Annotated in this window: 27 protein-coding genes and 2 pseudogenes; 11 read left to right on the top strand and 18 right to left on the bottom strand. The window is 76.8% G+C overall.

What is annotated here, in order from left to right:
- Positions 1-41: 41 nt before the first annotated feature.
- The 5 genes from BUB17_RS26560 to BUB17_RS02920 form a co-directional block, all read right to left on the bottom strand.
- Positions 42-203 (bottom strand): hypothetical protein, encoded by a 162-nt coding sequence (locus BUB17_RS26560; protein WP_175561255.1) that lies wholly within the window; start codon positions 201-203, stop codon positions 42-44.
- A gap of 190 nt (positions 204-393) precedes the next feature.
- Positions 394-1329, bottom strand: a complete 936-nt coding sequence (locus tag BUB17_RS02935) for a tryptophan 2,3-dioxygenase (RefSeq protein ID WP_244276859.1) — start codon at positions 1327-1329, stop codon at positions 394-396.
- 17 nt (positions 1330-1346) lie between these two features.
- Positions 1347-2183, bottom strand: coding sequence for an ABC transporter permease (locus BUB17_RS02930; protein WP_072912989.1), 837 nt, complete (start codon positions 2181-2183; stop codon positions 1347-1349).
- Positions 2184-2188: 5 nt separating this feature from the next.
- Positions 2189-3163, bottom strand: a complete 975-nt coding sequence (locus BUB17_RS02925; RefSeq protein ID WP_072912986.1) for an ATP-binding cassette domain-containing protein — start codon at positions 3161-3163, stop codon at positions 2189-2191.
- Between the two features lie 213 nt (positions 3164-3376).
- The gene (locus BUB17_RS02920) at positions 3377-4360 is read right to left on the bottom strand and encodes a YihY/virulence factor BrkB family protein (RefSeq protein WP_072912982.1); all 984 of its coding nucleotides are present in this window, start codon (positions 4358-4360) and stop codon (positions 3377-3379) included.
- A 79-nt stretch (positions 4361-4439) separates the two neighbouring features.
- Here BUB17_RS02920 and BUB17_RS02915 point away from each other — a divergent pair, with 79 nt between their 5' ends.
- Positions 4440-4910, top strand: coding sequence for a heme-degrading domain-containing protein (locus BUB17_RS02915; RefSeq protein ID WP_072912979.1), 471 nt, complete (start codon positions 4440-4442; stop codon positions 4908-4910).
- A 28-nt stretch (positions 4911-4938) separates the two neighbouring features.
- Here BUB17_RS02915 and BUB17_RS02910 read toward each other — a convergent pair whose 3' ends face one another.
- The gene (locus tag BUB17_RS02910; RefSeq protein WP_072912976.1) at positions 4939-5505 is read right to left on the bottom strand and encodes a TIGR03086 family metal-binding protein; all 567 of its coding nucleotides are present in this window, start codon (positions 5503-5505) and stop codon (positions 4939-4941) included.
- A gap of 38 nt (positions 5506-5543) precedes the next feature.
- Here BUB17_RS02910 and BUB17_RS02905 point away from each other — a divergent pair, with 38 nt between their 5' ends.
- A complete protein-coding gene (locus tag BUB17_RS02905; RefSeq protein WP_072912973.1) occupies positions 5544-6380 on the top strand; it encodes a helix-turn-helix domain-containing protein in 837 nt (278 codons plus the stop codon).
- Here the strand turns inward: BUB17_RS02905 and BUB17_RS02900 are convergent.
- The 3 genes from BUB17_RS02900 to BUB17_RS02890 form a co-directional block, all read right to left on the bottom strand.
- Positions 6368-10885, bottom strand: coding sequence for a cation-translocating P-type ATPase (locus BUB17_RS02900; RefSeq protein ID WP_072912970.1), 4518 nt, complete (start codon positions 10883-10885; stop codon positions 6368-6370). The two genes, BUB17_RS02905 and BUB17_RS02900, sit on opposite strands and share 13 nt — an antisense overlap.
- Before the next feature lie 85 nt (positions 10886-10970).
- Complete coding sequence (locus tag BUB17_RS02895) at positions 10971-11762, bottom strand: alpha/beta hydrolase (protein ID WP_083605969.1); 792 nt, start codon at positions 11760-11762, stop codon at positions 10971-10973.
- Between the two features lies 1 nt (position 11763).
- Positions 11764-12483: a GDSL-type esterase/lipase family protein gene (locus BUB17_RS02890; protein ID WP_072912967.1), complete on the bottom strand. Its 720-nt coding sequence runs from the start codon at positions 12481-12483 to the stop codon at positions 11764-11766.
- 210 nt (positions 12484-12693) lie between these two features.
- Between BUB17_RS02890 and BUB17_RS02885 the strand changes: the two genes are divergently transcribed.
- Together BUB17_RS02885 and BUB17_RS02880 are read left to right on the top strand one after the other, a co-directional pair.
- A complete protein-coding gene (locus BUB17_RS02885; protein WP_072912964.1) occupies positions 12694-13665 on the top strand; it encodes a sensor histidine kinase in 972 nt (323 codons plus the stop codon).
- Positions 13666-13686: 21 nt separating this feature from the next.
- A complete protein-coding gene (locus BUB17_RS02880) occupies positions 13687-13956 on the top strand; it encodes a YciI-like protein (RefSeq protein WP_072912961.1) in 270 nt (89 codons plus the stop codon).
- 127 nt (positions 13957-14083) lie between these two features.
- Here the strand turns inward: BUB17_RS02880 and BUB17_RS02875 are convergent, their stop codons facing one another.
- On the bottom strand, positions 14084-14671 hold the full coding sequence (locus BUB17_RS02875; RefSeq protein WP_072912959.1) for a hypothetical protein: 588 nt from the start codon (positions 14669-14671) through the stop codon (positions 14084-14086).
- A 189-nt stretch (positions 14672-14860) separates the two neighbouring features.
- On the opposite strand from BUB17_RS02875, the gene BUB17_RS02870 reads away from it, so the two are divergent.
- Positions 14861-15076 carry a hypothetical protein gene (locus BUB17_RS02870; RefSeq protein ID WP_072912957.1) on the top strand — a complete coding sequence of 72 codons (216 nt, stop codon included), beginning with the start codon at positions 14861-14863 and terminating at the stop codon, positions 15074-15076.
- A gap of 90 nt (positions 15077-15166) precedes the next feature.
- Positions 15167-16135 (top strand): cold-shock protein, encoded by a 969-nt coding sequence (locus tag BUB17_RS28480; RefSeq protein WP_432416374.1) that lies wholly within the window; start codon positions 15167-15169, stop codon positions 16133-16135.
- Between the two features lie 229 nt (positions 16136-16364).
- Here BUB17_RS28480 and BUB17_RS02860 read toward each other — a convergent pair whose 3' ends face one another.
- Positions 16365-17741 (bottom strand): FAD-dependent oxidoreductase, encoded by a 1377-nt coding sequence (locus BUB17_RS02860; RefSeq protein ID WP_072912955.1) that lies wholly within the window; start codon positions 17739-17741, stop codon positions 16365-16367.
- 556 nt (positions 17742-18297) lie between these two features.
- Between BUB17_RS02860 and BUB17_RS02855 the strand changes: the two genes are divergently transcribed.
- Together BUB17_RS02855 and BUB17_RS02850 are read left to right on the top strand one after the other, a co-directional pair.
- Complete coding sequence (locus BUB17_RS02855) at positions 18298-19077, top strand: AzlC family ABC transporter permease (protein ID WP_244276857.1); 780 nt, start codon at positions 18298-18300, stop codon at positions 19075-19077.
- Positions 19074-19394, top strand: coding sequence for an AzlD domain-containing protein (locus BUB17_RS02850; RefSeq protein WP_072912953.1), 321 nt, complete (start codon positions 19074-19076; stop codon positions 19392-19394). The genes BUB17_RS02855 and BUB17_RS02850 overlap by 4 nt, the downstream gene beginning before the upstream one ends.
- 15 nt (positions 19395-19409) lie before the next feature.
- Here BUB17_RS02850 and BUB17_RS02845 read toward each other — a convergent pair whose 3' ends face one another.
- On the bottom strand, positions 19410-19868 hold the full coding sequence (locus BUB17_RS02845; protein WP_072912950.1) for a winged helix-turn-helix transcriptional regulator: 459 nt from the start codon (positions 19866-19868) through the stop codon (positions 19410-19412).
- Positions 19869-19963: 95 nt separating this feature from the next.
- Between BUB17_RS02845 and BUB17_RS02840 the strand changes: the two genes are divergently transcribed.
- Positions 19964-20446, top strand: a complete 483-nt coding sequence (locus BUB17_RS02840; protein WP_175561254.1) for a GNAT family N-acetyltransferase — start codon at positions 19964-19966, stop codon at positions 20444-20446.
- 16 nt (positions 20447-20462) lie between these two features.
- Positions 20463-20606, top strand: coding sequence for a hypothetical protein (locus BUB17_RS26555; RefSeq protein ID WP_175561253.1), 144 nt, complete (start codon positions 20463-20465; stop codon positions 20604-20606).
- A gap of 9 nt (positions 20607-20615) precedes the next feature.
- On the opposite strand, the gene mug is transcribed toward BUB17_RS26555, so the two are convergent.
- The gene (mug, locus tag BUB17_RS02835) at positions 20616-21125 is read right to left on the bottom strand and encodes a G/U mismatch-specific DNA glycosylase (protein ID WP_072913690.1); all 510 of its coding nucleotides are present in this window, start codon (positions 21123-21125) and stop codon (positions 20616-20618) included.
- 39 nt (positions 21126-21164) lie between these two features.
- Here mug and BUB17_RS26550 point away from each other — a divergent pair, with 39 nt between their 5' ends.
- Complete coding sequence (locus BUB17_RS26550; RefSeq protein WP_175561251.1) at positions 21165-22775, top strand: SigE family RNA polymerase sigma factor; 1611 nt, start codon at positions 21165-21167, stop codon at positions 22773-22775.
- 165 nt (positions 22776-22940) lie between these two features.
- Here BUB17_RS26550 and BUB17_RS27610 read toward each other — a convergent pair.
- The 5 genes and pseudogenes from BUB17_RS27610 to BUB17_RS02810 all read right to left on the bottom strand — a co-directional run.
- A pseudogene (locus BUB17_RS27610) lies at positions 22941-23063 on the bottom strand (ribonuclease Z); the annotation flags it as partial.
- A 463-nt stretch (positions 23064-23526) separates the two neighbouring features.
- Positions 23527-23673, bottom strand: a pseudogene (locus BUB17_RS27605) (ribonuclease Z); the annotation flags it as partial.
- A 7-nt stretch (positions 23674-23680) separates the two neighbouring features.
- Positions 23681-24205 carry a gamma carbonic anhydrase family protein gene (locus BUB17_RS02825; protein WP_072912942.1) on the bottom strand — a complete coding sequence of 175 codons (525 nt, stop codon included), beginning with the start codon at positions 24203-24205 and terminating at the stop codon, positions 23681-23683.
- A gap of 49 nt (positions 24206-24254) precedes the next feature.
- A complete protein-coding gene (locus BUB17_RS02820) occupies positions 24255-24650 on the bottom strand; it encodes a nuclear transport factor 2 family protein (RefSeq protein ID WP_072912939.1) in 396 nt (131 codons plus the stop codon).
- A gap of 286 nt (positions 24651-24936) precedes the next feature.
- Positions 24937-26166, bottom strand: a complete 1230-nt coding sequence (locus BUB17_RS02810) for an epoxide hydrolase family protein (RefSeq protein ID WP_072913688.1) — start codon at positions 26164-26166, stop codon at positions 24937-24939.
- Positions 26167-26383: the final 217 nt, after the last annotated feature.

Below are 26383 nucleotides of genomic sequence, written 5' to 3'. Positions count from 1 at the left end.
GCCCTCTACCCCGGGCGGGCGCTCCCACGCCGGGTCCGCCGTCAGCGCCGGAAGTCGTGCGCCTCGTCGTAGCCGTGGTCCCCGCCGTCGTCCACCGGCGGGGGCTGCGGCGTCCCCGGCTCCGGTCGGGGCCGGTCGCCGGTGACCTCGTGCGCCGAGTCGTAGCCCAGGTCTCCGGTCGGTTCGGGCGGGTCGGGTTCCATGTCGGCTCCTCCTCCTCGGGTGCGCCAGGTCGACCATGCTCGGCCCCCGGACGGGAGCGGCACAAGGACCCCCCAGTTGCTCGGTCGTGCGGTCATGCCGGTTTCCTCCGTACGGGCGGGCGGTGGAGTGCGGCGTGCTCCCGACGACCGGTGCGAGCGGTCCTCGCGCCGGGCGGCGCCGCCACCACTGCTACATACGGCGGCCGTCGGCCCCGCGTCCGGAGCCGGCGTCGGAATCTCCGCGGAGGCTCTCCGCCGCGGAGCCGATGACGGTGCGGACGGCGCACAGCTCCGGGAAGAAGGTGAGGTCGAGGGCCCGGCGCAGGAACCCGACCCCGGAGGAGCCACCGGTGCCGGTCTTCGCGCCGATGGTCCGCTGCACCGTGCGCAGGTGGCGGAACCGCCAGAGCTGCCAGTTGTCCTCGACGTCGACCAGGCTCTCGCAGGCCTCGTAGACCTCCCACGGCGTGTCCGTCGACTCGTAGACCTCGCGGAAGACCGGGACCAGGTCCGGCTGGTACGTCCACGGCTGGCGCACGTCGCGGTGCAGGACGGCCGCCGGCACCGCGAGGCCGAGCCGGGCCAGCAGCCGGAGGAACTCGTCGTAGAGCGTCGGCGCCGCGAGCAGCTCCTCCAGCAGCTCCCGCGCGGCCGGCTCGCCGTCGAAGACCGCGAGCATGCCGGGGTGCTTGTTGCCGAGGACGAACTCGACCGCGCGGTACTGGTGCGACTGGAAGCCCGACGCGTTGCCGAGGGCGCCGCGGAACTGGGCGTACTCGCGCGGGGTCAGCGTGGCCAGGACCGACCACTGCTCGATGAGCGTCCGCTCCACGTTCTTCACCCGGGCCAGGCACTTGAGCGCCGGCGCGGGCTCGTCGCCGGCCAGGTGGCGGCAGGCGGCCCGCAGCTCGTGCAGCACGAGCTTCAGCCACAGCTCGCTGGTCTGGTGCTGGACGATGAACAGCAGCTCGTCGTGGTGCTCCGGGCGGCTGCGCGGGTGCTGCGCGGCCAGCAGGCGGTCCAGGTCGAGGTAGGCGGCGTAGGTCATCGCGCCGCCGAGGTCGGTGCGGATGGAAGCCTCCAGCGGCCGCACCGCTCCCGACGGGTCCGGGTCCGACGGCACCACGGCCGTCACCGTAACCCTCACCGGCTCCGGTAGAGGCGGGTCGTGACCGGCAGGAACACCGCGGCCAGCGCCGCGGCCACGGCCAGCGAGACGGCGATCGCGGTCCCGTCGGGCGTGCCGGCCATGAGCGAGCGGGAGGCGGTGGCCAGCACCGAGATCGGGTTGACGTCGACGAACGCCTGCAGCGGACCGGGCAGCGTGGCCGGGTCGACGAAGACGTTGGACAGGAACGTCAGCGGGAAGATGCCCATGAATCCGGCGTTCATCACCGCGTTCGGCGAGCGCAGCAGCAGACCGAGCACCGAGAACACCCACGACAGCCCGAACGAGAAGACGACGACCAGCGCCAGTGCCGCGACCGCCCCGCCGACCCCGCCGTCCGGCCGGTACCCCAGGGCGACGCCGACCACGATGATCACCGTGCCGGCCACGACGTAGCGGACGCTGTCACCCAGGAGCGACCCCAGCAGCGGTGCCGGCCGCCAGATCGGCAGCGACCGGAACCGGTCGACCACGCCCTTGGTGAGGTCGGTGTTCAGCGAGACGCCGGAGTAGACAGTGGTGAACAGCACCGACATGACCAGCAGACCGGGCAGCGTGTAGTCGAGGTAGGCGCTGGTCGAGCCGGCGATGGCACCGCCGAACAGGTAGGTGAACAGCAGCAGGAACATCACCGGCGTGACCGTGACGTCGAGCAGCTGCTCGGGCACGTGCTTGACCTTGAGCATGCCGCGCCAGCCGAAGGTCAGCGCGGTCGCCAAGCGGCCGGGGCGGGCCGGCCGTGCGGTGTCGGCGATGGCCCGGCGGACGGCGGCGGTGTCGGCGGAGCCCGGTGCGGTGGTGGTGGCGGTCATGACGCCTAAGCCTCGAGGGTCCCGGAGGGGTGCTGCTCGGCCGCGTGGCCGGTGAGGGCGAGGAAGACCTCGTCCAGGCTGGGCTGGTCGAGGGAGAAGCCGGCGACGCCGAGGCCGGCACGGCCCAGCTCACCGACGCCGACGGCCGCGCGCTCGGCGTCCGCGCAGGCCGCCGAGAGCGCGGCCGGGTCCGGCTCCAGCACCACGGTGCCGACCGCGGCCCCGAGGACGCGGGCGGCCTCCGCGCGGCGGCCGGGGTCCAGCAGCCGCACGTGCAGCGAGCCGGTGCCCACGGAGGCCTTGAGCTGGCCGGGGGTGCCCTCGGCGATGACCCGGCCGCGGTCGATGACCGCGATGCCGTCGGCCAGCTGGTCGGCCTCCTCCAGGTACTGGGTGCAGAGCAGGATCGTCGTCCCGGCGGCGGCCAGCGCCCGGGCGATCTCCCAGACCTGGTTGCGCGACCGCGGATCCAGCCCCGTGGTCGGCTCGTCGAGGAACACCAGCTGGGGCGTGACGACGAGGCTGGCCGCGATGTCCAGCCGGCGGCGCATGCCGCCGGAGTAGTGCTTGACCAGCCGGCCCGCGGCGTCGGCGATGCCGAAGGCCTCCAGCAGCTCGTCGGCCCGGGCCCGGGCCGCGGCCCGGCGGTGGCCGAGCAGCCGGCCGACGAGCACCAGGTTCTCGCGGCCGGTGAGCTCCTCGTCGACCGAGGCGAGCTGACCGGTGAGGCTGACCAGGCCGCGGACGGCGTCGGACTCGGTGACCACGTCGTGCCCCAGCACCCGGGCGCTGCCGGCGTCGGGTGCGATCAGCGTGGCGAGCATGCGGATCGTGGTGGTCTTCCCGGCGCCGTTGGGCCCGAGGACCCCGTAGATGGCGCCGGCGGGGACGGCGAGGTCGACGCCGGCCACCGCCCGGGTGTCCCCGAAGGACTTCTCGAGGCCGACCGCCTCGATGGCGAGTGCTGGCTGGGCTGTCATCCGGGCTCCTCGGCAGGTGGTGCGTCGCAGCGTCCTCTGCACCTCCGACGGAATGTGCGCGCCGGAGTCATCGGACCGCCACCGGATTTCCTGCCGGCGATCGTCGGACCTCGATTGCACCCGAGGTCGAGCTCGCCCCGCCACGGGCCCACCACCGGCGAGATCGCGGGATCCCGCCGGGGAGGACCGGGGCTCCGGTCTCCCCGACGCGGGTCAGGCCCCGTCGTCCCCGGACTCGAAGCGCACGTCGACCTCTTGGTGCCGCACCGCTCGCTGGGCGCGCGCAGCATCCGAGTAGACCCGCTCGTCGCCCTCGGTCAGGTCCTGGTGGTCGACGAAGGGCGTGAGCAGCGCCCGGGGGTACAGGGAGTCGACCCGGACCACGTCGATCTCCACGCACAGCATGAGCGCGACCGCGGCCAGGTAGATGAACGCGATCAGCCCGAGGACGAGCGCGAACACCGCGTCGACGGCGCTGGCGTTGGCCACCACGCGCGCGACGTACACGCCGCCGAAGGACTGCAGCAGCTGCCACACCACCGCGGCGGTCACGGCGCCGGGCAGCACCTGCCGGGTGGTGAGCCGGCGGGCCGTGGTGATCCGGAACCCGAGCACGAAGACGGCCGCGTTGGCCAGCACCGAGGCGACGGTCAGCAGCACGTGCAGCCAGCCGCTGAACCCGCCGCCGTAGGCGGCCGCACCCGTGCCCAGCGCGGACAGCAGGGTGCTGGCCAGCAGCAGCAGCCCCAGGGTGCACAGCAGCAGCAGGCTGCGCCCCCGGGAGGTGATCGGGTCCGGCCGGCTGTGCCGCGGCACCGCCCACACCGTGTTCATCGCGTGCTGGATGGCCTGCCCCATGCCCAGCGCCCCGTAGAGGGCGACCAGCCCGCCGACCACGATGCCGGTGACCCCGCCACCGAGGCCCTCCGGTCGGGCCAGCTGCGGCCCGATCACCGGGAACTCGGCCAGCGCGGAGTCCAGCAGCCGCTGCTGCAGCGCCGGGTCGCCGGCCAGCACCAGGCCCAGCACGGTGGCCAGCAGGAGCAGGGTCGGGAACAGCGACAGGAAGCCGTAGTAGGTGATCAGCGCGGCGAGGAAGTGGGCGTCGTCGTCCATGAACTTGTAGACCACCGCGATCGGGAACCCGGCCGCCGGGTGCCGCCGCTGGAACCGGTCGACCCGCTCCGTCCACCTCATGGTCCACCCCGATCGCCCCCGGGGTGCCCGCCGCGGCACCCCGGGTCCAGCTTGCCGCGCCGGGCGGTAGGAAGGGGGCATGGCCGACCCCTTCCCGTCCCTCGCCGAGCTCGCCGCCGAGGAGGAGGAGCTGCGCTTCGACGGCTTCACCAACGACGACGCCTGGGACCTCGGCTCGGCGCTCGTGGCGGTCGCCCGGCGGGACGGCGCCCCCGTCGCGGTCGACGTCAGCCGGCACGGCCACCAGCTCTTCCACGCCGCGCTGCCCGGGACCAGCCCGGACAACGACTCCTGGGTCCGGCGCAAGACCCGCGTCGTCCACCGATTCGGGCACAGCAGCCTCTTCGTGCGGCAGGCCTCGATCGAGCGGGGGACGACGTTCGAGGAGCAGTTCGGCCTGGACCCCCAGCTCTACGCCGCGCACGGGGGCGCCTTCCCGGTGATCGTCCGATCGGTGGGCCCGGTGGGCGCCGTCGTCGTCTCCGGCCTCCCGCAGCTCGAGGACCACCGGATGGTGGTCGCCGCGATCCGGGCACACCTGGGTCGGTGACCGCCGCCGGACCGGACGACCGCCCGGCTCAGGCGCGGCCCAACCGGGCGAGCACCCGGGTCGTGCGGTCGGCGTCCGCGGGCGGCTCGGTCCCGGGCCGGCAGATGCCCTCCATGTACAGCGCGTCGCCGAACGAGTCCGCCCCGGCCTCCACGCGGTCCAGCTCGGCGTCGGTGAGCGCGGGGTCGGCGCCGACCGACCGGGCGACGTCCCAGCGGTGCACGACCATGTCCCACACGTAGACCTGCTCGAGGGTCGCGCCGACCGTCGTCGGGCCGAAGAACCCGTCGTACGCCCGCTCCGCGACGGCCTCATCGGCGATCGCCGCCGCGACCCGCGCAGCGTGGGCCCGCCACGCCGCCGGGTCGGCGTCGACGTCCGGCTCCTCCCCCAGGTCGACGCCGCGCTCGGTGAGGAACTCCCGCTGGGTCTGCACGAGGTGCCGGACGACGTCGCGCACGGTCCACTCCGCGCAGGTCGAGGGCCGGTCCCACGCGTCGGGCGGGACGGCGTCGAGGACGGCGGTCAGCGGGCGTTCGGCCGCGGCGTAGGCGGTGGCGATCGCCGTGTCGGGGAAGGTCGTCGGTGAGGTCATGGCCGGGACGGTAGGGAGCCGGGCAGGGTGGGGTCTTGATGGAACCCGACACCGCCCCACGACCGCTGGACCACGTCGAGCGCGCGCACCTGCGCTCCCCCGGTGACGCCTCGCACGTCATGTACCGCTACGACGCCGCGCCGGAGTTCGCCGGCCTGCTGGAGCGGTTCTGGATCCCGGTCTGGTCGGTGCCGCCCGGCCGCGAGGCACCGCAGCAGGTGCTGCAGTACCCGGTCACCCTGCTGGTGGTCTCCGGCGACTACGCCCGCTTCTACGGCGTCGTCTCCGGCCTGTCGACGACCACGCTGACCGGGGACGGCTGGGCGGTCGGGGTCATGTGCGCCCCGGCCGCCGGCGCGCTGGTGGCCCGCGGCTCCGTGGCGCCCTTCACGGACCGGCACGTCCCGCTGGCCGAGGTGCTCGGCGCCGACGGCGAGCGGCTGACCGCGCGGGTGCGCGAGGCGATGGCCGGCGACCCGACGTCCCTCGCGGCGCACGCGGTCGCCATGGCGGCCTTCGGCGACGCGCTGCGGCCGCTGCTGCCCGTCGACGCCGAGGGAGAGCTGGTCAACCGGCTGGTGGCCTTCGTGGAGGGCGACCGCGAGGTCGTCCGGGTGGCCCAGGTCTGCGCGGAGTTCGGCCTGTCCGAGCGGGCGCTGCAGCGACTCGTGCAGCGCCGGCTCGGGCTGACGCCGAAGTGGCTCATCCAGCGCCGCAGGCTGCAGGAGGCCGCCGAGCGCCTCCGCGGTCGCGGCACGCCCCTCGCCGAGGTCGCGGCGCTGCTCGGGTACGCCGACCAGCCGCACTTCAGCCGGGACTTCTCCCGGGTCACCGGCATCACGCCCGGCGCGTTCGCGGCCCGCTACGCGGGCTGATCGCCTGTACCGGCCATCCCGGCCGAAACCGCCGACGGCTCCCCGCGGAGCCGCGCCACCAGCGCCGGCACGACCTCGGCACCGGCCGTGCCCGCCGCCGCGCAGCCGAGCACGACCAGCCAGGCCAGCGGGTCCAGCGGCGTGCAGCCGAAGAACCGGCTGAGCCCCGGGGTCTGGACGACGGCGGCCAGGACGGCGAGCGAGCCGGCGGCGGTGACCAGCACCAGCGGGCTGCGCCGGCCGGCCCACGCCGTCTGCCCCAGCTGGGTGGTGATGAGCGCGGCCAGCCCCATCGTCCCGGCCCGGCCGCGGAAGCCGGTGAACCGCCCGGTGGCCCAGGCGGCGGTCGCGCCGGCGGTGGTGGCCGCCCCGCGCACCAGCACCATCCGGCGCACCTCCCGCGCGAAGCCGCGCCGCGGCCCGGCCTCGAGCACCGCGGCCAGCGGGTGCCCGGCCAGCGGGCCGTCGTCCCCGTCGGGCGCGGCGCTCCGGGGCGCGGCCACGGCGACGGCCAGCGCGGGGAACATGTCGGTGAGCAGGTTGACCAGCAGCAGCTGCCGGGTGTTGATCGGTGCCCGCCCGCCGAACGCGGTGCCGAGCACGGTGAACGCCACCTCGCCGGCGTTGCCGCCGACCAGGATCGAGACGGCGTCCTGCACCCGGGACCACATCGCGCGGCCCTCGCCGATCGCGTCGACCAGCCGGGTCAGGTCCAGGTCGGTGAGCACCAGGTCGGCAGCGGCCCGGGCGGCGGGCGACTCGGCCCCGGAGACCCCCACCCCGACGTCGGCCAGCCGGATCGCCGCGGCGTCGTTCACCCCGTCGCCGGTCATCGCCAGGGTCGCCCCGGCCCGGCGCAAGGCGGCGACCAGCGACACCTTCTGCTCCGGCGACAGCCGTGCGAACACCGCGGTCTCGCGCACCATCCGGGTCCGCTCGGCATCCGAGGCGCGGGCGAACTCTGCGCCGGTCACGACCTGGTCGGCCCCGGGGACCCCGGCCTGGTCCGCGATGGCCCGGGCGGTCTCCGGGTGGTCGCCGGTGGCCACGACCACCCGGACGCCGGCGGCCCGCAGCTGCTCCACCGCCGCGACGGACGACTCCCGCACCGTGTCCGCCAGCCCGATCAGTCCTCGGAGCGTGAGGTCGGAGGCCGCCTCCTCGAGGTCGTCGGTGCCGTCGTGCGCGCGGTCGGCGACGGCCAGCACCCGCAGCCCCTCGGCGGCGAGCTCCTGCACCCGCCCGATCAGGTCCCCGGCGTCCCGGCACCGGGCGGCGACCACCTCGGGCGCGCCCTTGACCACGAGCCGGCCGCCGCGCACGGCCGCGGAGAAGCCCCGCCCGGCGGCGAACGGCAGGCTCTCCCCCGCGTCGCCGTCGGGGCACACGCCGCGCTCCTCGGCCGCCTCCACGACCGCCCGGTCGGTCTCGTGCGCCTGGTCGTCGCCGTTGCCGACACCGGCCGCGACCAGCCGCAGCAGCCCGCCCTCGTCGAGCTCACCGTCCAGCGGGAGGAGGCGGGCGACCCGCAGCCGGTTCTCCGTCAGCGTGCCCGTCTTGTCGAAGCAGACGGTGTCCACCCGGCCGAGCGCCTCGAGCACCCGCGCGCTGCGGACGACGGCGCCCCGCCGCGACAGCCGCCGCGCCGCGGCCTGCTGCGCCACGGTCGCGACCAGCGGCAGCCCCTCGGGCACCGCGGCGACGGCGACCGCCACGCCGTCCCGGACGGCGTCCCGCAGCGGGCGGCGCCAGAGCACCCCGAGTGCGGTGACCGCCGCGCCGCCGGCCAACGTCATGGGGAGCACCTGGCGGGTCAGCTCACCCAGCCGCGCCTGCACGCCGGCCGGGGGCGCCGCGCCGCCGGCCGCCCGGGCCGCGCGCCCGGCCTGGGTGGCCTCACCGACCGCGACGACGACCGCCCGGCCGCGCCCGGCGACCACGGTCGTGCCGTCGAACAGCACGCAGGTGCGGTCGGCGACCTCGGCCCCCGGCGTGGCCGGCACCGACTTGCCCACCGACAGCGACTCCCCGGTCAGGTTCGACTCGTCGACCTCCAGGTCGACGGCCTCCAGCAGGCGGGCGTCGCAGGCCAGCACGTCCCCGGGCTCGACGACGACGACGTCGCCGACCCGCAGCGCGCTGCCGGGCACCTCCTCGCGGCCGCCGTCGGTCTCGCGGTGGACGACGACGTCCTGCTCGAGCAGCAGCGACTCCAGCGCCGTCTCCGCGCGCAGCCGCTGCAGGCCGCTGACCAGCGAGTTGGCGACGGTGACGCTGCCGACGAGGACGGCGTCGGTGGCCTCGCCGAGCACCGCCGTGGCCGCGGCGCCGGTGGCGAGGACGGGGGTGAGCGGATCGGCCAGCTCGGCGGCGACGGTGCGCGCGAACCGGGACGGCCCCCGCACCAGCGGGTGCGCCCGGACCCGGCGGAAGCGGACCGGCCGCGCGCCCTCCGCGACCGGCAGCTCGCCCACGCGGCGCAGCACCTCGTCGGGGTCCAGCGCGTGCCAGGGCGTGTGCACCGTCGGAGGCGGGACCGGACGGCCGGCGGCCCGGACCCCGGCCCAGGTGCCGCCCAGCATCGCCACGGTCGTGGCCGTCTTCCCGGGCGTGGTGGACCTGCGCTGCCCGTACCGCTCGCTGCCGACGGCGGCGAGCAGCCCGCCGAGGACGTTGCCGGTGAGCGTCGCCTGCACCGAGCGGCGGCTCACGGTGCGGGCCGCCGCCGTCGCCGCGACCACCCGGCAGGCATCGGCCAGCCCCGGCCGGGTGACCAGGTCGGCGCCCCACGCCGGCGCGCAGCCGGGCCGGACCGGGGCGACGGCGACGTCGGCGGCCAGCAGGGCGGGGCCGTCGGTGTCGCTGACCAGGAGGACACCGCGCCCGGCGTCCTGCAGCCGGCGCACCGTGTCCACCAGGGCCTCGTCCGCAGGTGCCACCTCGTCGGCCGCCGCGGCCACCTCCCGCGTGCCGGCGTGCGCGGTGAGCACCAGCCGGGCGCCGGCCGCCGCAGCGGTGGTCAGCAGCGCCTCTGCGTGCGGGTCCAGCTCGCGGGCGACGGTCACCGTGCCCACCCGACGCCCGCCCTCGTACAGCGGCCGGACCTCGGCCCCGGGCGCGTCCTCGGCGGCCCGGGACGGCCCGAGCCGCACGCCGTCGTCCGGCTCGTCGCCCTCCAGGGCGCCCACCAGCCGGGCGGCCACCGACCACACCCTGGCGTCGTCCCACCCGTCGGCCTCCGCGGTGGCCTCCAGCACCGCCGGCGGGCCGGTGCACATCGCGTCCCCGTCGACCACGACGGCGTCCACCCGGTCCAGCCGCCGGTAGGCCGAGCCGTCCATCGGGAGCACGTCGCGGCGGCACAGCAGCAGGTCCAGCGTCGTGGCGAACGCCGCCCGCCCGGAGAAGGCGGCCTTCGGGTTCAGCGCCTTGAGCAGGTCCGCCGAGCGGCCGGGTCGGCCGGTGAGCGCCAGCAGGCCGAGCGCGGCGGCCAGCTCGGTGGGGGCCAGGCGCTCGCTGTGGATCTCGACCGGGCCGGGCGGCAGCGGGCGCGGGCGCGGCCCCGGCGGTGTCAGCGGCTGACGCTCGCCGTCGTCCGGCTCCGGGCGGCACAGCTCCCACTCGCGGCGCCGCCACACCTGCCGGTGGGCGCGCATCTCCAGGACCTCCTGGAGCGCGGCGGCGGCGTTGAGCGCGGGCACCGTGGGGCTCTGGGTGAGCGCGTGCAGCAGCGCACTGACGCCGGAGAAGACCAGTTCGGTGCCGGTCGGGCCCACGCGCCGGTACAGCTCCCGCTTGAGCCACGTCTGCGACTCCAGCAGCGCGACGGCGAGGGTGGCGTGGCGGGTGAGCGCCGGGATCGGCAGCGCCTTCCCGGCGTAGGCGACGCCGACGGCCGCGAGGTCGATGCCGACCGCGACGAGCGCGGCCAGCAGCGGCTCCAGGTCGGCCGGGTGGTCCTCCCGCGCCGGGAACAGCCCCTGGCCGCCGCGGGCCTTCTCGATGGCGGTCACCGCGCCGACGAGGTCCGCAGGCGTCACCCGCCGCTCGTCGAAGGCGACCAGGACCCGGCCGACGACGTCGTTCACCGTCGCCCACTCCACGCCCTCGAGCCGCTCGAGGTGCCGGCGGAGCGCGGAGCGGACCTCCGGGGACTCCTCCGCGTCCGGGGCGAGGAGCTCGACCTGGACCCGGCCCCGGTCGGCCCAGACCCGCCGGGTGTGCCGCGCCGGCGGCGGCTCGAGCATCCCGCGCGCGGCGTCCAGCAGGTCGTGCAGCCGCCCGTCGGGCAGCGGGTCGGCGCCGGTGACCAGGGTGCCGACGGCGCGGGTACCGGTGACCGCGGCCGCGTGCGCCCGGGACAGCGAGGCGCGGGCCGCGCCCTCCACCAGGCCGGCGGTGCCGCCCACGAGCCCGGCGGTGACCCCGGCGCCGGCCACCACGCCGGCACCGGCCAGCGCCGCGGCCGCGCCGAGCGCGCTGCCGATCCGGCGTCTGAGGGCCATCGGCTCCCCCGGAACTCGGTCCCCCGGAATGTGAGTGACTGCGGACGCTACGCCCGTCGCCGCCCGCCCGCGCCCCGGATCGTCGTCATCGCGCGCCGAGCCAGTCCGCGGCCTCCGCCGCCACCTCCGGCGGAACGGTGTGCCCGCCGGCGAACTCCCGGTAGGTGACGTCGTAGCCGTCGTCGCGCAGGGCCGGCACGATGCGCCGGCTGGTCTGCCCGACGGGCAGGACGTCGTCGGCGTCGCCGTGCGACACGAACACCGCCGGCCGCCCCTCCCGCGACGACCCGGGCACGAAGCCCGGGGAGAAGGCGGCCACCCGCCCGAACAGGTCCCCGTTGGCCAGGCCGAGGCCCAGGGCGTAGGAGGCGCCGTCGGAGAACCCGGCCACGGCGATGCGCCCCGGGTCCACCAGGACGGTCGAGAACACCCGGGCCAGGGCCTCGTCCACCAGTGCGGCGTCCTCGCCGTAGCCGCCGGTGACGGCGTCCCACGTCGACCCGCGGGAGGCCGGCGCGAGGACGAGCAGGCCGCGCTCGTCGGCCGGTCCGCGGAAGACGTCGATGCCGCCCCGGGCGTCCCCGCCGGCGCCGTGCAGGGAGACCACCAGCGCCACCGCGCTCCCCGCTGCGAGTCCGGGCGGCACGTGCAGCAGCGGCGGCCGCTCGACCTCCAGCTCCAGCGGCTGCGTCCCCGGCGCGGGCGGCGCGGCGGGCGGCTCCGGCTGCGGGCGGGCGGTGAGCCGGGCGGCCGCGTCCGTGCCCCCGGGTGCCCCCGGCAGCCGCGCGCCGCAGCCGGCGAGCACGCCCGCGCCGGCGAGCGCCGCGGCGGCGCCGAGCAGCCGCCGGCGGGTCCAGCCGGGGTCCGCGGGCTGCACGTCAGCCGCCGTCGTGCAGCGCCGCCCAGAAGGCCGCGCGGACGCCGTCGGCACCCCAGGCGTTGGGCTCGATGAGGGAGCAGAACCACAGGTCCCGCTGCTCCGGCCGGGCCTCGCGGCGGCGAGGGTCACCGGCTGCCAGCCCGTGGCCGCGGAAGCGCTCGGCGATCTCGGCCACCGCGGCGCCGTGCCGGGCCGCGCCCCGGCGCAGGGCGTCGTTGAGCTCGGCGAGCAGCGCGACGGCGTCCGGCCAGGGCGGCAGGCCGAGCCGCGCCGCGTCGGCGGTGCCGTCGCTGGGGTCGTACACCGTGCCCACGACGACCCGGCCGTCCGGGGCCAGGGACTCGCCGATCGCGGCCAGCGCCCGGTCGAGCGCGGCCGCGACGCGGGCGACCACCGCACGGGCGGCCGCGGTGTCCCCGTAGGCGCCCAGGAGGTCGTTCCCGCCGATGGTCAGCGTGACCAGCGCGGGCCGCTGCTGCGACGCGGCCAGCCGGGGCAGCTGCCGGTCCAGCAGCGTGCCGGTGGTCGCGCCGTCGGTCGCCAGCAGCGTGAACGCCGTCCCGGGCGCGGTGCTGCGCAGGTCGCGCCCGCGCCAGTCCGGGAAGTCGTCGTCCCGGTTGGCGTACAGCAGGCTGGCCCCGCCGCGCCCGGGGCCGCCGGAGTAGTCGTCGATCGAGATCGAGTCGCCGAGCGCGACGTACCCTCCGGCGCCGGTCACCCCGCCATGGTGCGCCAGGAGCCGGTCAGCCGCGCCCCGCCCGGCGCGTGGTCCCCGCGACGGGGCCCGTCCGGGCCCGGGAGGGGCACCAGCCGGGAGCCCACGGGCATACCCGGGGTGGGCTGCATCGCCCCGTGTCGGCGGGCGGCCGCCCCGCTGCGCTGGCTACCGTGGGAGGGCATCGGCGGCCGCAGGCGAGGGGACGGACAGGTGGACACGGCGCTTCCGCACGGGGTCGTCCCCGCCCCCGGCCCGCGCCACGTGCACGACGCGCTGTTCTTCTCCTCCCCCGACGAGCTGGCCGCCGCCACGGTTCCCTTCGCGCAGGAGGGCCTGGCCGCCGGGGACGCCGTCGTCGTCACCGCCGCCCCCGCCACCGCCGACGTCGTCCGGACGGCCGTGGACGACGAGCGGGTCCGCGTACTCGATCGGGGGTCGGCCTACGCCCGGCGCACGCCCGCGGCGGTCACCGCGTTCCGACGGCTGGCCGACGAGCTCACCGCCGCCGGCGCGCGCCGCGTCCGGGTGCTCGGCGAGACCGACTTCGGGCGGACCGAGCGCGAGCAGCTGGAGTGGCAGCGCTACGAGGCGGTGACCAACCACGCCCTCGCCGGCTGGCCGCTGTGGGGGCTGTGCCTCTTCGACACCACGCGGCTGCCCGAGCCGGTGCTGGAGTCCGCCGCCCGCACCCACCCGACCGTCGTCACCGCCCGGTCCCGGACCCCCAACCCCCGCTTCGTCGACCCGGCCGAGTACCTGCGCGGGCTGCCGGTGCCGGTGGAACCGCTGCAGTCGGCCGCCCCGCGGCTGGCCGTGGACGCCGTCGCCGACCCGATCGCGCTGCGGCACGCCGTCGCCGCCGAGCTGGCCGCCGTCGGCGGTCCGCGCGAGGTGGTCGAGGACTTCCTGCTGGCCGTCGACGAGACGACGTCCAACGCCGTCCGGCACGGCGCGCCACCGGTGGGCCTGCGGCTGTGGACGTCGGCCGAGCGGGTCGTGTGCACGGTCATCGACCACGGCACGGGCCTGGGCGACCCGTTCGCCGGCTACGGCCCGGCCCACGGCGAGGACCTCTCCCGCGGCGGCATGGGCGTGTGGCTGGCCCGCCAGCTGTGCGACCACGTCGACATCAGCTCCGGCCCGGACGGCGTCGCGGTGCGGCTGACGACCGCGCTGCGCTAGGTCGTCTGGGAGTCTGGCCGCGTGCACCTGGTCCTGGAGTACACGCTGGCCGACGACTACCTGCAGCGCCGGGCGGCCCTGCGGGCGGAGCACCTGGCGCTCGCCCGGGCCGCCCACGAGCGCGGCGAGCTGCTCCTGGCCGGCGCGCTGCCCGACCCCCACGACCGCGCGCTGCTGGTGTGGACCGCACCCCGCGAGGTGGTGGAGCGCTTCGCCACGTCCGACCCCTACGTCGTCCAGGGGCTGGTGACCGGCTGGACCATCCGGCAGTGGGACGTCGTCATCGGCTGACCCGGCTGCCGGCACGCACCGATGCCGGACGAGACGTCCTGAGCCTGCGCAGGGCAGGAGGACGGGCGGTCCCCTGCAGGGTCCCGCCGCGAGCCGGCGAGCCGGCGGGACCCTGCAGGGTCCTGCCTCAGTCGGGCAGCAGCCGGCCCAGCACGCCCTTGACCGTCGCCCCGGCTCGGTAGGACTGCACCAGCCACGAGTTGCAGACGATGTTCGCACCGGCCAGCGCGGGGACGAGGAACTGCGTCACCCGCTGGCGGCTCTGCCACTTCGCGATCTCCGGCGGGGTGTTCGCGGTCGGCAGCGTGGCGTCCTTGACCTCCACCTGCTGCCCCTGGCGCGCAGCCTCCTCGGCGGCCTTGCCGATGCGGGCGCCGCTGTAGGCGGCGTAAGCGGTGGCGCCCGCACCGGCCACCGCGAGGCCGGCCTTGAGCGCGCCGACCGTGCCGAAGCCCTTCTGCAGCGCGATGCGCCGTCCGCCGACCTGGGTGAGCCGCAGCCCGGCCAGCAGCGTGGCGGCGATGCCGCCGAACTGCGCGGGCTGGTACCGGCTCCACGCCGACCCGGCCACCCGGACGCGGTCGAGCCCCTGGGAGAGGTCCTGGCCGGACTTGTTGACGCCGGCGATGCCCATCACCGCCCCGCCGAACCAGAGGGCCGAGCCGAGGTCGTGCACGGCCTGGGCCACGAAGTGGTTGTCGGTGTTGGTGGTCATCGGTTCCTCCGGTGCATCGCGTCTCCGTCTGGAGTCGCCGCCCCTACCCGGGTCTCCGGACCGGTAACGGGGAAGGCCGTGACACGCCGGAGAACACGTCGGGGAGGGTGGGAGCGACTGCGGCGGGGTAGGAGGCGGGCTGGCCGCAGTTCGGACGGTCGGACCGGTCGGAGCCCCGCGGAGATCACCATGACGCCCCCCGTCGTCCCCGTGTCCGAGATCGACCGAGGCATCGTCGAGGCGCACCGCGACCTCGGCGCGGCCCGGTCGACGTTCGCGCAGTTCCCGAGCAGTGCCGCCATCACCGCCTGCCAGGCGGCCGAGGCGCGGCTCGACGAGCTGCTCGACCTCCGGTTCGACCGCACGACCGCCTCCTCCCGGCCGCCCGCCGCGTCCGCGGCGTGACCGGTGTCCCGCCGGGTGCCCGAACGGGCGCGCGGCGGGTGAGGGAGGCTGGGGGCTGCGGCCGCGCCTCCCGGGGGGAGAGCGGGGCCGGTGGACGGCCGGTGGGACGAGCTCGCCGGCGACGAGCAGTGCAGGAGCACGTGGATGCCGCAGGGCACGGTGAAGTGGTTCGACGCCGAGAAGGGGTTCGGGTTCATCGCACCCGACGACGGAGGGCGTGACGTCTTCGTCCACTTCTCCGCGATCGCCGACGAGGGCGGGTTCCGCACCCTCGACGAGGGCCAGCAGGTGGAGTTCGAGGCGAGCGAGGGACAGCGCGGGCCGCAGGCGGACTCGGTGCGGCCGCTCGGCAGGGGCGCCCCGCGGCGCCAGGACGCCGGGTACGACCGGGGTCGAGGCCGGGACGACGACCGCGACCGGGGTCGTGGCCGGGACGACCGCGACCGGGGACGCGACGGCGGCCGCTCGTCGTCGCGCGGCGGGCGCAGCACCGGCACGGTGACCTGGTTCGACAACGACAAGGGCTTCGGGTTCATCCAGCCCGACGACGACGGTCCGGACGTGTTCGTGCACTTCTCGGCGATCGCCGACCGCGGCGGCTACCGCAGCCTCGACGAGGGCCAGCGGGTCGAGTTCGACGTCACCCAGGGCCAGCGTGGGCCGCAGGCCGAGGACGTGCGGCCGGCCGAGCGCGGCGGAGGCGGCTCCCGGGACGCCGGCCCGCGGGGTGGCGGGCACCGGGACCGGGACTCCGGCGGCTACCGCGACCGCGACCCCGGCGGGTACCGCGACGGCGGGCGGGACGCCGGACGCGGCAGCGCCGGCGGAGGTCGCCGCCCCACGGGCGGTGGTCGGGCCAACGGAACGGTGAAGTGGTTCAACGCCGAGAAGGGCTTCGGGTTCATCGAGCCCGACGACGGCGGGCCGGACGTGTTCGTGCACTTCTCGGCGATCGCCGACCGCGGCGGCTACCGCAGCCTCGACGAGGGCCAGCGGGTCGAGTTCGAGGCCAGCGAGGGTCAGCGCGGCCGGCAGGCCGACCGGGTCGACCCGGCCTGAGATCGGACCGTCCTTCCCCCCACGCCTCGGAGAAGGACCCTGTCCCGGGTCCCTGGAAGGTGGCCGGTCCAGTCGGTCACCAGGCTCGGGGCGGGGCCTCGGACGGGGCCTCGCCCGGCGCCGCACCTCGCGAGGTGCGGCGCCGCTGGGCGGTTGCCCGGGCGCGGGGACCCCGGGCGCGGAGGGACGCCCGGTACCCGGCGGCGCGGGCGCGCCGCCGAGGCCGGGGTCAGAGCTGCCGGACGTCGGCCTCCACGGCGTCGAAGGCCTTGCGCGCGGCGATGAGCACCGGGTCCCAGACCGGCGAGAACGGCGGGGCGTAGGAGAGGTCGAGCGAGAGGATCTCGTCGACGCCCATCTCGTTCCAGATGCAGATCGCCAGCGCGTCGACGCGCTTGGCCGCCGCCTCCCGGCCGACGACCTGCGCGCCGAGCAGCCGGCCGCTGCGCCGCTCGGCGATCATCTTCACTCGGATCGGCTGCGCGCCCGGGAAGTAGCCGGCCTTGGTGGTCGAGTCGACGACGGTGGTGACGAACTGGTACCCGGCCGCCTCGGCCTCGGCGGTGGACAGCCCGGTGCGGGCCGCCTCCAGGTCGCAGATCCGGGTGATCGCGGTGCCGATGACGCCGGGGAAGGTGGCGTAGCCGCCGCCGATGTTGATCCCCGCCACCCGGCCCTGCTTGTTCGCGTGCGTGCCCAGCGCGACCACCAGCCGCTGGCCGGAGAGCCGGTGCACCGACTCGACGCAGTCGCCGGCCGCCCAGACGCCCTCGACCCCGGTGCGCATCCCCGCGTCGACCGCGATGCCGCCGGAGACGCCGAGCGGGATGCCGGCCTCCTCGGCCAGCCGGACCGCCGGCCGGACGCCGAGGCCGAGCACCACCAGGTCGGCGGGCAGCTCCCGGCCGCTGGCGGTGACCACCGCCCGGGCCCGGCCGGCCGCGTCGCTCTCGATGGCGGCGACGGCGTCGGAGAGGACCAGCTCCACGCCCTCCTTGCGCACCGCCTCGGCGATGAACTCCCCGACGTCGGGGTCGAAGGTGCCCACCGGGGTGGCCGAGCGGTCGACGACGGTGACGTCGAGCCCGCGGATCCGGCACGCCTCGGCGATCTCCAGTCCGATGTAGCCGCCGCCGACGACGACCACCCGGCGCACGTCCCCGCCGTCGAGCGCAGCCCGCAGCGCCGCCCCGTCGTCGAGCGTCTGCACGCCGTGGACGCCGGTCGCGTCGATGCCGGGCACCGGCGGCCGCATGGGCACGCTGCCGGTGGCGTACACCAGGTCGTCGAACGGCTCGACACCGCTGCCGCCGTCCTCCAGGCTGCGCCAGTCGACGACGCGGCGGTCCAGGTCGATGCCGACGACCTCGGTCCGCATCCGGACGTCGATGCCCATCGCGCGGTGCTGCTCCGGGGTCCGCGCGACCAGGTCGGCCTCCGAGTCGACGGTGCCGCTGATCCAGAACGGGATGCCGCACGCCGAGTACGACGTCGAACGGCCCCGCTCGAACATGACGACGTCCAGGTCGGGACGCCGCTTCCTCGCCTGCGACGCCGCACTGCCGCCCGCGGCGTCCCCACCGATCACCACCACGCGTCTGCCCACGTCCCGGACGCTAGGGGACCTGGTGCGCGTCCGCCGGTCCACGGCGGGGTGGCCGCCGCGGGCTCGGTGCGCCGGCCGTCCCGGACCGCTGCTGCGCGGGAGTCGCGGGGCTAGCGTCGGCCCATGACGGTCCCTCCTCCCCCCGGTCCACACCCGCCCTCGCCCGCGCCGTCCCCCGTGGACCCGGTGCCGCCGCCCGAGCCGGCCCCGTTCCCCGTGCCCGGTCCCACCGACCCCTCAGCTCCGCCGCCGTCCGGACCCCAGCCGGTCTGATCCTCCCCGCGCTGTTGATCATGGGGGTGTCGTCGCCCGGCGCGGCGCGTCCGCGCGTGTCGCCGACCACAACCCCATGATCAACGCCTCGGCCGGCGGCCTCGCTGGTCGGCGGCCTCGCGCCCGCCGTCGGCGGCCCTGACGCGGGCGGGCCGGACGAGGTCACCGGTTCCGCTCCGGCGACCGGGACCTGCGTCCCGCTGGTGAGCACGGCGGTCCCTCCGTCCCGGCCACCGCCACGGGGCGAGGGGTCCTGCAAGGTCGTCCCGACGCCGTCGTCCGCGTGAGGGCCCGGCGGACCGGGAACGGGGAGGACGGCGGCGTGGTGGGCGGCGGCACGGTGGGCGAGGGCACGGTGGGCGAGGGCACGGTGGGCGAGGGCACGGTGGGCGGCGGCGACGGTTCGGCGGGGCAGGGCAGGAGCTGGCGGGAGGGCCTGCGCGACGGGGCCCCGTACGGCGCCGCGGCGTTCGTGCTGGCGGTGTCCTTCGGGGTGGTGGCCACCGACGCCGGGATGCCCGCGCTCGCTGCGATCGTGATGTCGGCGCTCGTGTACTCGGGCTCGGGGCAGTTCGCCGCGCTGGGCATCGCCGGCTCCGGCGGGGGCGTCGGGGCCGCGGTCGGGGCCGCCACCCTGGTCAGTTCCCGGTTCCTGCCGATGGGCTTCGCGCTCGGACCCTCGTTGCGCGGCAACCGGCTGCGCCGGGCGCTGGAGGGCCAGGCGACGGTGGACGCGTCCTGGGCGATGGCGGCCCGCGGCGACGGCCGGTACGACCGCGAATACCTCTTCGGACACTCCGCGGCGCAGTACGTCCCGTGGGTGGCCGGCACGGTCGTCGGGGTCTTCGTGCCGGTGCTCGACACCCGCGCCCTCGGCCTCGACGCCGTCTTCCCGGCGTTCTTCCTCGCGCTCCTCGCGGCGGAGGTCCGCGACCGGCTACGACTCGGCGTGGCCCTGGCCGGCGGCGGCATCGCGCTCGCCCTCGTGCCGGTCGCCCCACCGGGCCTGCCGGTCCTGGCCGCGAGCGCCGTGGCACTCGTCGGGCTGCGGGGGCCGCGGTGAGCCCGTCGACCTGGTGGCTGCTCATCGGCCTGTGCGTGCTGACGACCGCGGTCACCCGCGGGGCGGGCCCGGCCGCGACCGGCGGGCGGGAGCTCCCCGCGCCCGCAGTGCGGGTCGTCGTCCTGCTGTCCTCGGCGCTGCTGGCGGCGCTCGTCGTCACCTCCGCGCTGGCGGACGGCACCGAGCTGCACGTCGGGGCCGACACCGCCGGCGCGGCGACCGCCGGCGTGCTGCTGTGGCGGCGGGCGCACCTGCTCGTCGTCGTCCTGGGCGCCGCCGCGGTCACCGCCGGCCTGCGCGCCCTGGGCGTGGGCTGAGCCGAGCGGCCCCGCTCAGGCCCCGGGCCCGCGCGGCACCGGCCGGACCTCACGGGCTCCGGAGAGCTCGTGGCCGGCGTCGCAGACCAGGGCCAGGTGCACCGGCTCCCCGCAGTCGCGGTGCCGCAGCTCGAGGGGGACGTCGTCGTCCTCGGCCAGGTACCTGTCCCCCCACGCCATGAGGGCGACCAGGACCGGGTGCAGGTCGATCCCCTTCTGCGTCAGCCGGTACTCGTGCCGCTGCCGCTCCCCCGGCGCCTGGTACGGGACCCGTCGCAGGACGCCCTGGTCGACGAGCGTGGCGAGCCGGTCGGTGAGCACGGCCCGGGGCGCCCCCAGCACCCGCTGGAAGTCGGCGAACCGGCGCACGCCGAGGAACGCCTCCCGCAGCACGAGCAGGCTCCACTTCTCGCCGATGACGGCCAGCGTGCCCGCGACCGAGCAGCGCGACCGGTCCCAGAGGGCTTCGCTCACCGCACCAGCATAGCGGGCTGAGTTCACTTGACGAACTCGCATGCGAAGGGCAGAGTTCGTCGCACGAACTCAGGGAGGCCGGGATGGATCTGCCCGTGACGACCAGGCCGGTGCGGCCGGACGACGCCCCGCTGTTCTGCCGGCTGTGGGACCGGCTCTCCCCCGAGACGGTCTACCGGCGCTTCCACGCGCCGCTGCGCTCCCCGCCGGCCGACGCGCGCCGGCTCGTGGAGGTCGACCACGTCCTGCGTGAGGCGCTGGTCGCCGTCGTCGGCGGGGAGGTGGTCGGGGTGGCCCGCTACGACCGCTCCCCCGCCGACCCCACGACCGCCGACGTCGCCGTGGTCGTCGAGGACGCCTGGCAGGGCGTCGGCGTCGGCCGGCAGCTGCTCGCCGAGCTCACCGACCTCGCCGGCCGGCGCGGCGTCCGGACCCTGTCCGCGGACGTGCAGGCCGACAACGACCGCGTCGTCGCCCTCGTCCGCCGGCTGCTCCCCGGCGCCGCCCTCACCCCCGCCCACGGCGTCTACGCCGTGCGGAGTCCGCTGCCCGGCCCGGCAGCCGCCGCGGCCGCCTGATCCGAGAGGAACCACCATGTCCCGTCTGCGCACGATCATCGCCGAACGCCGCCGCACCCGCGCCCGCCTGCGCGAGGACCGCGCCTTCGAGCGGCTGCTCGCCCGGGCCCCGACCGTCGAGTCCGCGCACGAGCTGCGTGCCATCTCGACCCGCCGCTGACCGCCGCGGTCAGCCGCCCGGCGGCCGCAGCTGCCCGTAGAGGCGGGCGAGGTCCGGCAGCTGGGAGTGGGCGTTCAGCCCGCTCGGGTTGGGCACCACCCAGGTCACCGCGCCACCGACCCGCTCGGGTTGGAGCCCGGTGCCCGCGCGCGGTCGGTCGAAGCCGAGCCGGTAGGCCGTGATGCCCAGGACGGCGAGCACCCGCGGCCGGTACTGCGCGACCAGCTCGCCCAGGGCTCCGGCTCCGGCCCGCAGCTCCCCGCGGGAGAGCTCCGCGGCGGTCCGGGTGGGCCGGTCGACCACGTTGGTCACCCCGAGGCCGTACTGCAGCAGCTCGGCGTCCTCCTCGGGCCGCAGCTGCCGCGGGGTGAGGCCGGCCCGGTGCAGCGCCGGCCAGAAGCGGTTGCCCGGCCGGGCGAAGTGGTGCCCGCGCTCGGCCGACGTCAGCGACGGGTTGATCCCGCAGAAGAGGACGTCGAGACCGGGGGCGAGGACGTCGCGCAGCGGTTTGCCCGGCACGACGGCGAGGCTAGCCGGGAACGGCGCACACTGGCCGGCATGACCGACGGCGCCGACGCGGCCTTCCGCCGCTTCGTCGCCGCCGAGCGCGACGCCCTCCTCGCCGAGGCACTCCGGCTGACCGGCGACCCCGACCGCGCCGAGGACGCCGTCCAGCGTGCGCTGGCCCGCACCCGGCTGCACTGGGGACGACGCGGCGCCGACCCCGCGCCGACCGCCGTCGACGCGCTGCACGACGCGGCCACGAGGCAGGACGGCGGACAGGTCCTCGCGTCGCTCGACGACCGACGACCGCCCGCGCCTCCCCCGCCCGCGCGGTGGCGGTCGGACGCCGACGCGGCCGCCACCGAGGCCCTGGCCCGCGCCCGCCGGCAGCGCCGGGTCCGCACCGCCGGGCTCGCCGCCGCGGCCGCCGCCACCGTTGCCGCGGCCGCCCTGGTGGTCCCGCAGCTGACTCCGGAACCGCCCGACCCGCAGGGCGCCCGGCAGCAGGCCGCCGACATCCTCGTGCTCACCGAGCCCACCCGCGGCTCGCTCGCCGGGGACACCGCGTTCGTCGAGGCCGCCCGCCGCGCCGACTGGGGCCCGCTGACCCCGCCGCCGGTCGAGGAGCGCCGCGTCGTCCTCGCCACCGACACCCCCGACGGCCGGGTCGTGCTGCTGGCCGGCGCGGTCGACGACGACGTCCGCGGCGTCTGGCTCACCGGCCCGGTGGGTGCACCGCCCGAGCAGCTGACCCGCTCCGTCCCGCAGGAGCTCGGCCCGTACCGGCCGGTGTCGCTGCTGGTCGGTGGCCCCGGCCCCGCGACCCTCGTCGTCGTCACCGCTCCCGGCGACGAGGTCGAGGTCTCCCCGCGGCTGCAGGTCGGCCCGCGCGGCACGGTCGGCCGCAGCTACGAGCCGGTCCCGGCCGACGACGGCCTCGCGGTCACCGAGGTCCGCACCACGACCGCCGGAGCCGGCACCAGCGTCCGCGTGCTGCGCGACGGGCAGCCGGTGCACCGCGCCGGCGTCACCGCCCCGGCCCCCACCGCCCCGGCCGGCACCGCGGAGATCCCGCCGCTGGACCCGCTGCGCCCGGCCTCCGCCCACCCCGCCGAGCGGCTGGTCACCGAGGCGCTCACCGACATCGCCGTCCCGCTGGGCGCCGAGCCCGCCGACCTGCAGCCGCAGCTGCTCTGGGCGGGCACCCTGCCGATGCCCGAGGTGCCGGGCAGCGCCGCCGTCGTCGTCGGCCGCAGCCCCGGCGGCGGGCTGGTCGTCACCACGTGGGCCGGCCAGCTCGGCGCCACCGGCGCCGGGCGCACCGTGCCCTGCGGCGTGCACACCCCGCCGGGGACGACGGACGTCGCCGGGCTCGTCGTGGCGCGGGTCTGCGACCTCTCCTCCCCCGAGAGCGAGCCGTCGGACGCCGGCCGCTGGCTGGTCGTCACCGCGCCGGCCCCGGCCGCGGCCGCCGCCGTCCTCGACGAGCACGGCGGCGTCCTCGCCACCGTCCCGCTGCCCGACGGCGGCGGTGTCGCCCTCCTCCCGACCGGGGCGCGGGACGTGCGCACCCTCGACGCCACCGGCCGGGCGCTCGCGGAGGTGCCGATCAGCGCCCTCGCCACCGAGCCGTTCGGCGACTACGGCTCCGGCGAGGTGCGCTAGGCGCGGCACCGGCACGGTCATCAGGTCCGCCGCCACCACCAGGTCGCCGGCGAACACCGCGGCCGCCTCGTCCCGGTAGCGCTCCGGGTCGGGGTAGCGCCGGGAGAAGTGGGTGAGCACCAGCCGGCGCACCCCGCACTCGGCCGCGACCGTCGCCGCCTGGCGCGCGGTCAGGTGTCCGTACTCGCGGGCCAGCGAGGCGTCCTCGCCGAGGAACGTCGACTCGATGACCAGCAGGTCGGCCCCGTCGGCCAGCGCGGGGACCGCGTCGCACAGCCGGGTGTCCATCACGAAGGCCACCCGCTGCCCCGCTCGCGGCGCGCTCACCTCCTCCAGCCGCACGGTCCGCCCGCCGACGTCCAGCGGCCCCGCCCGCTGGAGCCGCCCGACGTCCGGCCCGGCCACCCCCGCGCGGGCGAGCGCCTCGGGCAGCATCCGGCGGCCGTCGGGCTCGACCAGCCGGTAGCCGAACGTCTCGACGAGGTGGTCCAGCCGGCGGGCCTCCAGCGTCCACGACGGTCCGGAGGCCACCGGCCCGTCGGCGGTCAGCGGCTCCTCGCGCAGGTCGAGGACGTCGTGGAACACCGACGCGGCCCGCAGCCGGCCGAAGTACTCCCGCCCGGACGCCGGCGAAAGGACCCCCTGCCCCCGTCCCTCGCAAGCTCGCGACGGGCCCCTGCAGGGGGCCGGGGCAGTGGTCGCCGTGGAAGTGGGAGACGCACAGGCGGGTGACCGCACTGCTCGGCACCCCGGCGAGCAGCAGCTGCCGCTGGGTGCCCTCGCCGGGGTCGAACAGGAACCCCGCGCCGTCCCAGCGCAGCAGGTGGCCGTTGTGGTTGCGGGTGCGGGTGGGCGCCTGGCTGGCGGTGCCCAGGACGACCAGCTCGCGGGCGCTCACCGCCGGCTCAGCCGATCTGCTCGACGCCGCCCGCGTGCCGCCGGGCCAGCTCCCGGTAGATCGCCGGGTTGCCGTCGACCCAGACCGCGGCCCCCGCGCTGAGCGGGCCCCGCACCGTCGCGGGGGCGCCGAGCGCCAGCACCCCGTCGGGGACCACCGCCCGCGGCGGCACCAGGCTGTGCGCGCCGATGAGCGCCCGGGCGCCGATGCGGGCCCCGTCCTGCACGGTGCTGCCGTTGCCGATCAGCGCCTCGGCGCCCACCACCGCGCCGTGGACGACGCACTGGTGGCCGATGGTGGCGCCCGGCCCGATCTCGGTCTCCGGGTCCGCGCCACCGTGCAGCACCGAGTTGTCCTGCACGTTGGCGCCGGCCCGCACGACGATGCGGCCGAAGTCCGCGCGCAGCACCGCGCCGTACCAGACCGAGGCCCCGGCCTCGACGACGACGTCCCCCACGAGCGTGGCGGTGGGCGCGATCCAGGCCGCCGGGGAGACGGAGGGGGCACGGCCTTCGAAGGAGAACAGCGGCACGGGCGGAGCGTAGGGGCCGGTCCGGCCGCTCCCCCACCGGGTGGAACCGTCAGCGCAGCGGGAACGAGTGGTGCTCGTGCGCGACGCGCCACCCGCCTCCCTCGCGGCACAGGCCGAGGGTGAGCCGGAGCCGGTTCGACGGGTGCGCGGCCAGGTCGGCCGCCGTGCCGCAGCGCAGCAGGGCGTACGCCCAGGCGACATCCACGCCGGCGGTCACGGACAGCTCGACGACCTCGAACACCGCACCGGAGCGCTGCCACTGGAAGAACGGCGGCCAGATTCCGCGGTAGGCGTCGAGGCCGCGGACGCCGTCGTCCGGTGGCGGGACGTCGAACGCCACGAGGTCCTCGGTGTGGTCGGCGAGCACGCCGTCCAGGTCGCCGGCGTGCACGGCCGCCGCCCACCGCAGCACCAGGTCGCGGATGGTGGACTCGTCGTCGCTCATACCGGTACCGACCGCGGTCGGTGCGCCGGCTCATCGGCGTCCCGACAGGTGTGGCCGAGCCGACACGTTCTGGCGCTTCCGCTGGGCCGGGTGGTCTCCCCGGTCGACGCGGCGCTCAACGCCACCGGTGCGGTGGCGGCCGGGCTGGTGGTCGCCCTCGCCACCGGCCGGCCGCGTCAGCGGCGGGTGGCCGGGCTCTGCAGGGGGTGAACCCGGCCGACGAGGGTGATGACGTCCGGCTGGTGCAGCGCGAGGAACGCTCGTCCTGGAGCCGCGGGGCCGGCGGTCAACGTCGCGGTTCGGGGACCTGCGGTGTGCGCAGCGGGCGGAACGCCGCCCGGACCTCGGTCGCGAACAGCTCGGGTTCCTCCCAGGCGGCGAAGTGGCCGCCCCGGTCGACCTCGTTGAAGTAGCTGAGGGTCGGGTAGGACTGGTCGGCCCAGCTCCGCGGGGTGCGCCAGATCTCGCCCGGGAACGTGGTGAAGCCGACCGGGACCGCGACCTCCGGAAGAGGCTGGGCCGCCCGGGCCTGGACCGCGGCGACTCCGTAGTTGTCCCAGTACGACCGGGCCGCCGACGCTCCGGTGCCGGTCAGCCAGTACAGCGTGATGTTGTCGACGATCCGGTCCCGGGTGAGGTTGCCCGTGGGCCGCCCGTCGACGAAGGCGCGGGCGATCTTGTCGTAGCTGTCGGTGTCGTGGTCGAGCAGCCAGGCCGCCAGGGCGACGGGCGAGTCCAGCTGGGCGTAGCCGATCGTCTGCGGCCGCGTGGCCATCTCCAGGAAGTAGGCGAAGCCGCTGGCCTGGAACGTCGCGATCGCGGCGGCCGCAGCGCGTTCCCCCTCGGTGTCCGTCGGGAACTGCGGGCCGCCCAGCGCCGTCACGAGCAGGTTCATGTGGATGCCGAGCAGGCCCTCGGGTGCCTGGCGGCCCATCACGTCGGTCACGCCGGCGCCGACGTCACCGCCCTGGGCGACGTAGCGGGTGTAGCCGAGGCGGCGCATCAGCTCCGCCCAGGCCTGCGCGACGCGACCGACGTCCCAGCCGAGCTCGGTCGGCTCACCGGAGAAGCCGTAGCCGGGCAGGGACGGCAGCACCAGGTGGAAGGCGTCCTCGGCGCGTCCGCCGTGCGCGGTCGGGTCCGTCAGCGGGCCGATGGAGTCGAGCAGTTCGATGACGGAGCCCGGCCAGCCGTGCGTCATGATCAGCGGCAGCGCGTCCGCGTGCGGCGAGCGCACGTGGACGAAGTGGACCTGCACCCCGTCGATCTCCGTCGTGAACTGCGGTAGTGCGTTCAGCCGCGCCTCGCACCGGCGCCAGTCGTACTCGCCCGCCCAGTAGCGGGCCAGCTCCCGCATCGTCGCCGACTGCACGCCCTGCGAGCGATCCGGGACCAGCTCCGGGGAGGGCCAGCGCGTCGCGGCGATGCGCCGGCGCAACTCGGTGAGCTCCTCGTCCGGGACGTCCACGCGGAACGGGTGAACTGCACTACCGGTCTCGTGTGCAACAGCGCTCATGGTCGGATCCACCTCGTCGTCCGGATCTTCGTGGAAGTTCCAGACCGGGAGGGACGCAGGAGCCCCGTACCAGCGCCTCCGGCACAGTCGGCGCTTCCGGGGCGCAGGCCACGCTTCTCGGGTCTCGGAGGCACGCCAGGGTCGCAGGGCCCTCCCCCTGCACGGCGGAACGCTCCGTGACCGGCAACCGGTCGGCTCCCAGCGGCCGATCCGGTCG

Origin of the sequence: Geodermatophilus obscurus, assembly GCF_900143215.1 — a bacterium.
GTDB lineage: Bacteria > Actinomycetota > Actinomycetes > Mycobacteriales > Geodermatophilaceae > Geodermatophilus > Geodermatophilus obscurus_A.
This window is presented reverse-complemented; position numbering and strand designations above follow the sequence as displayed.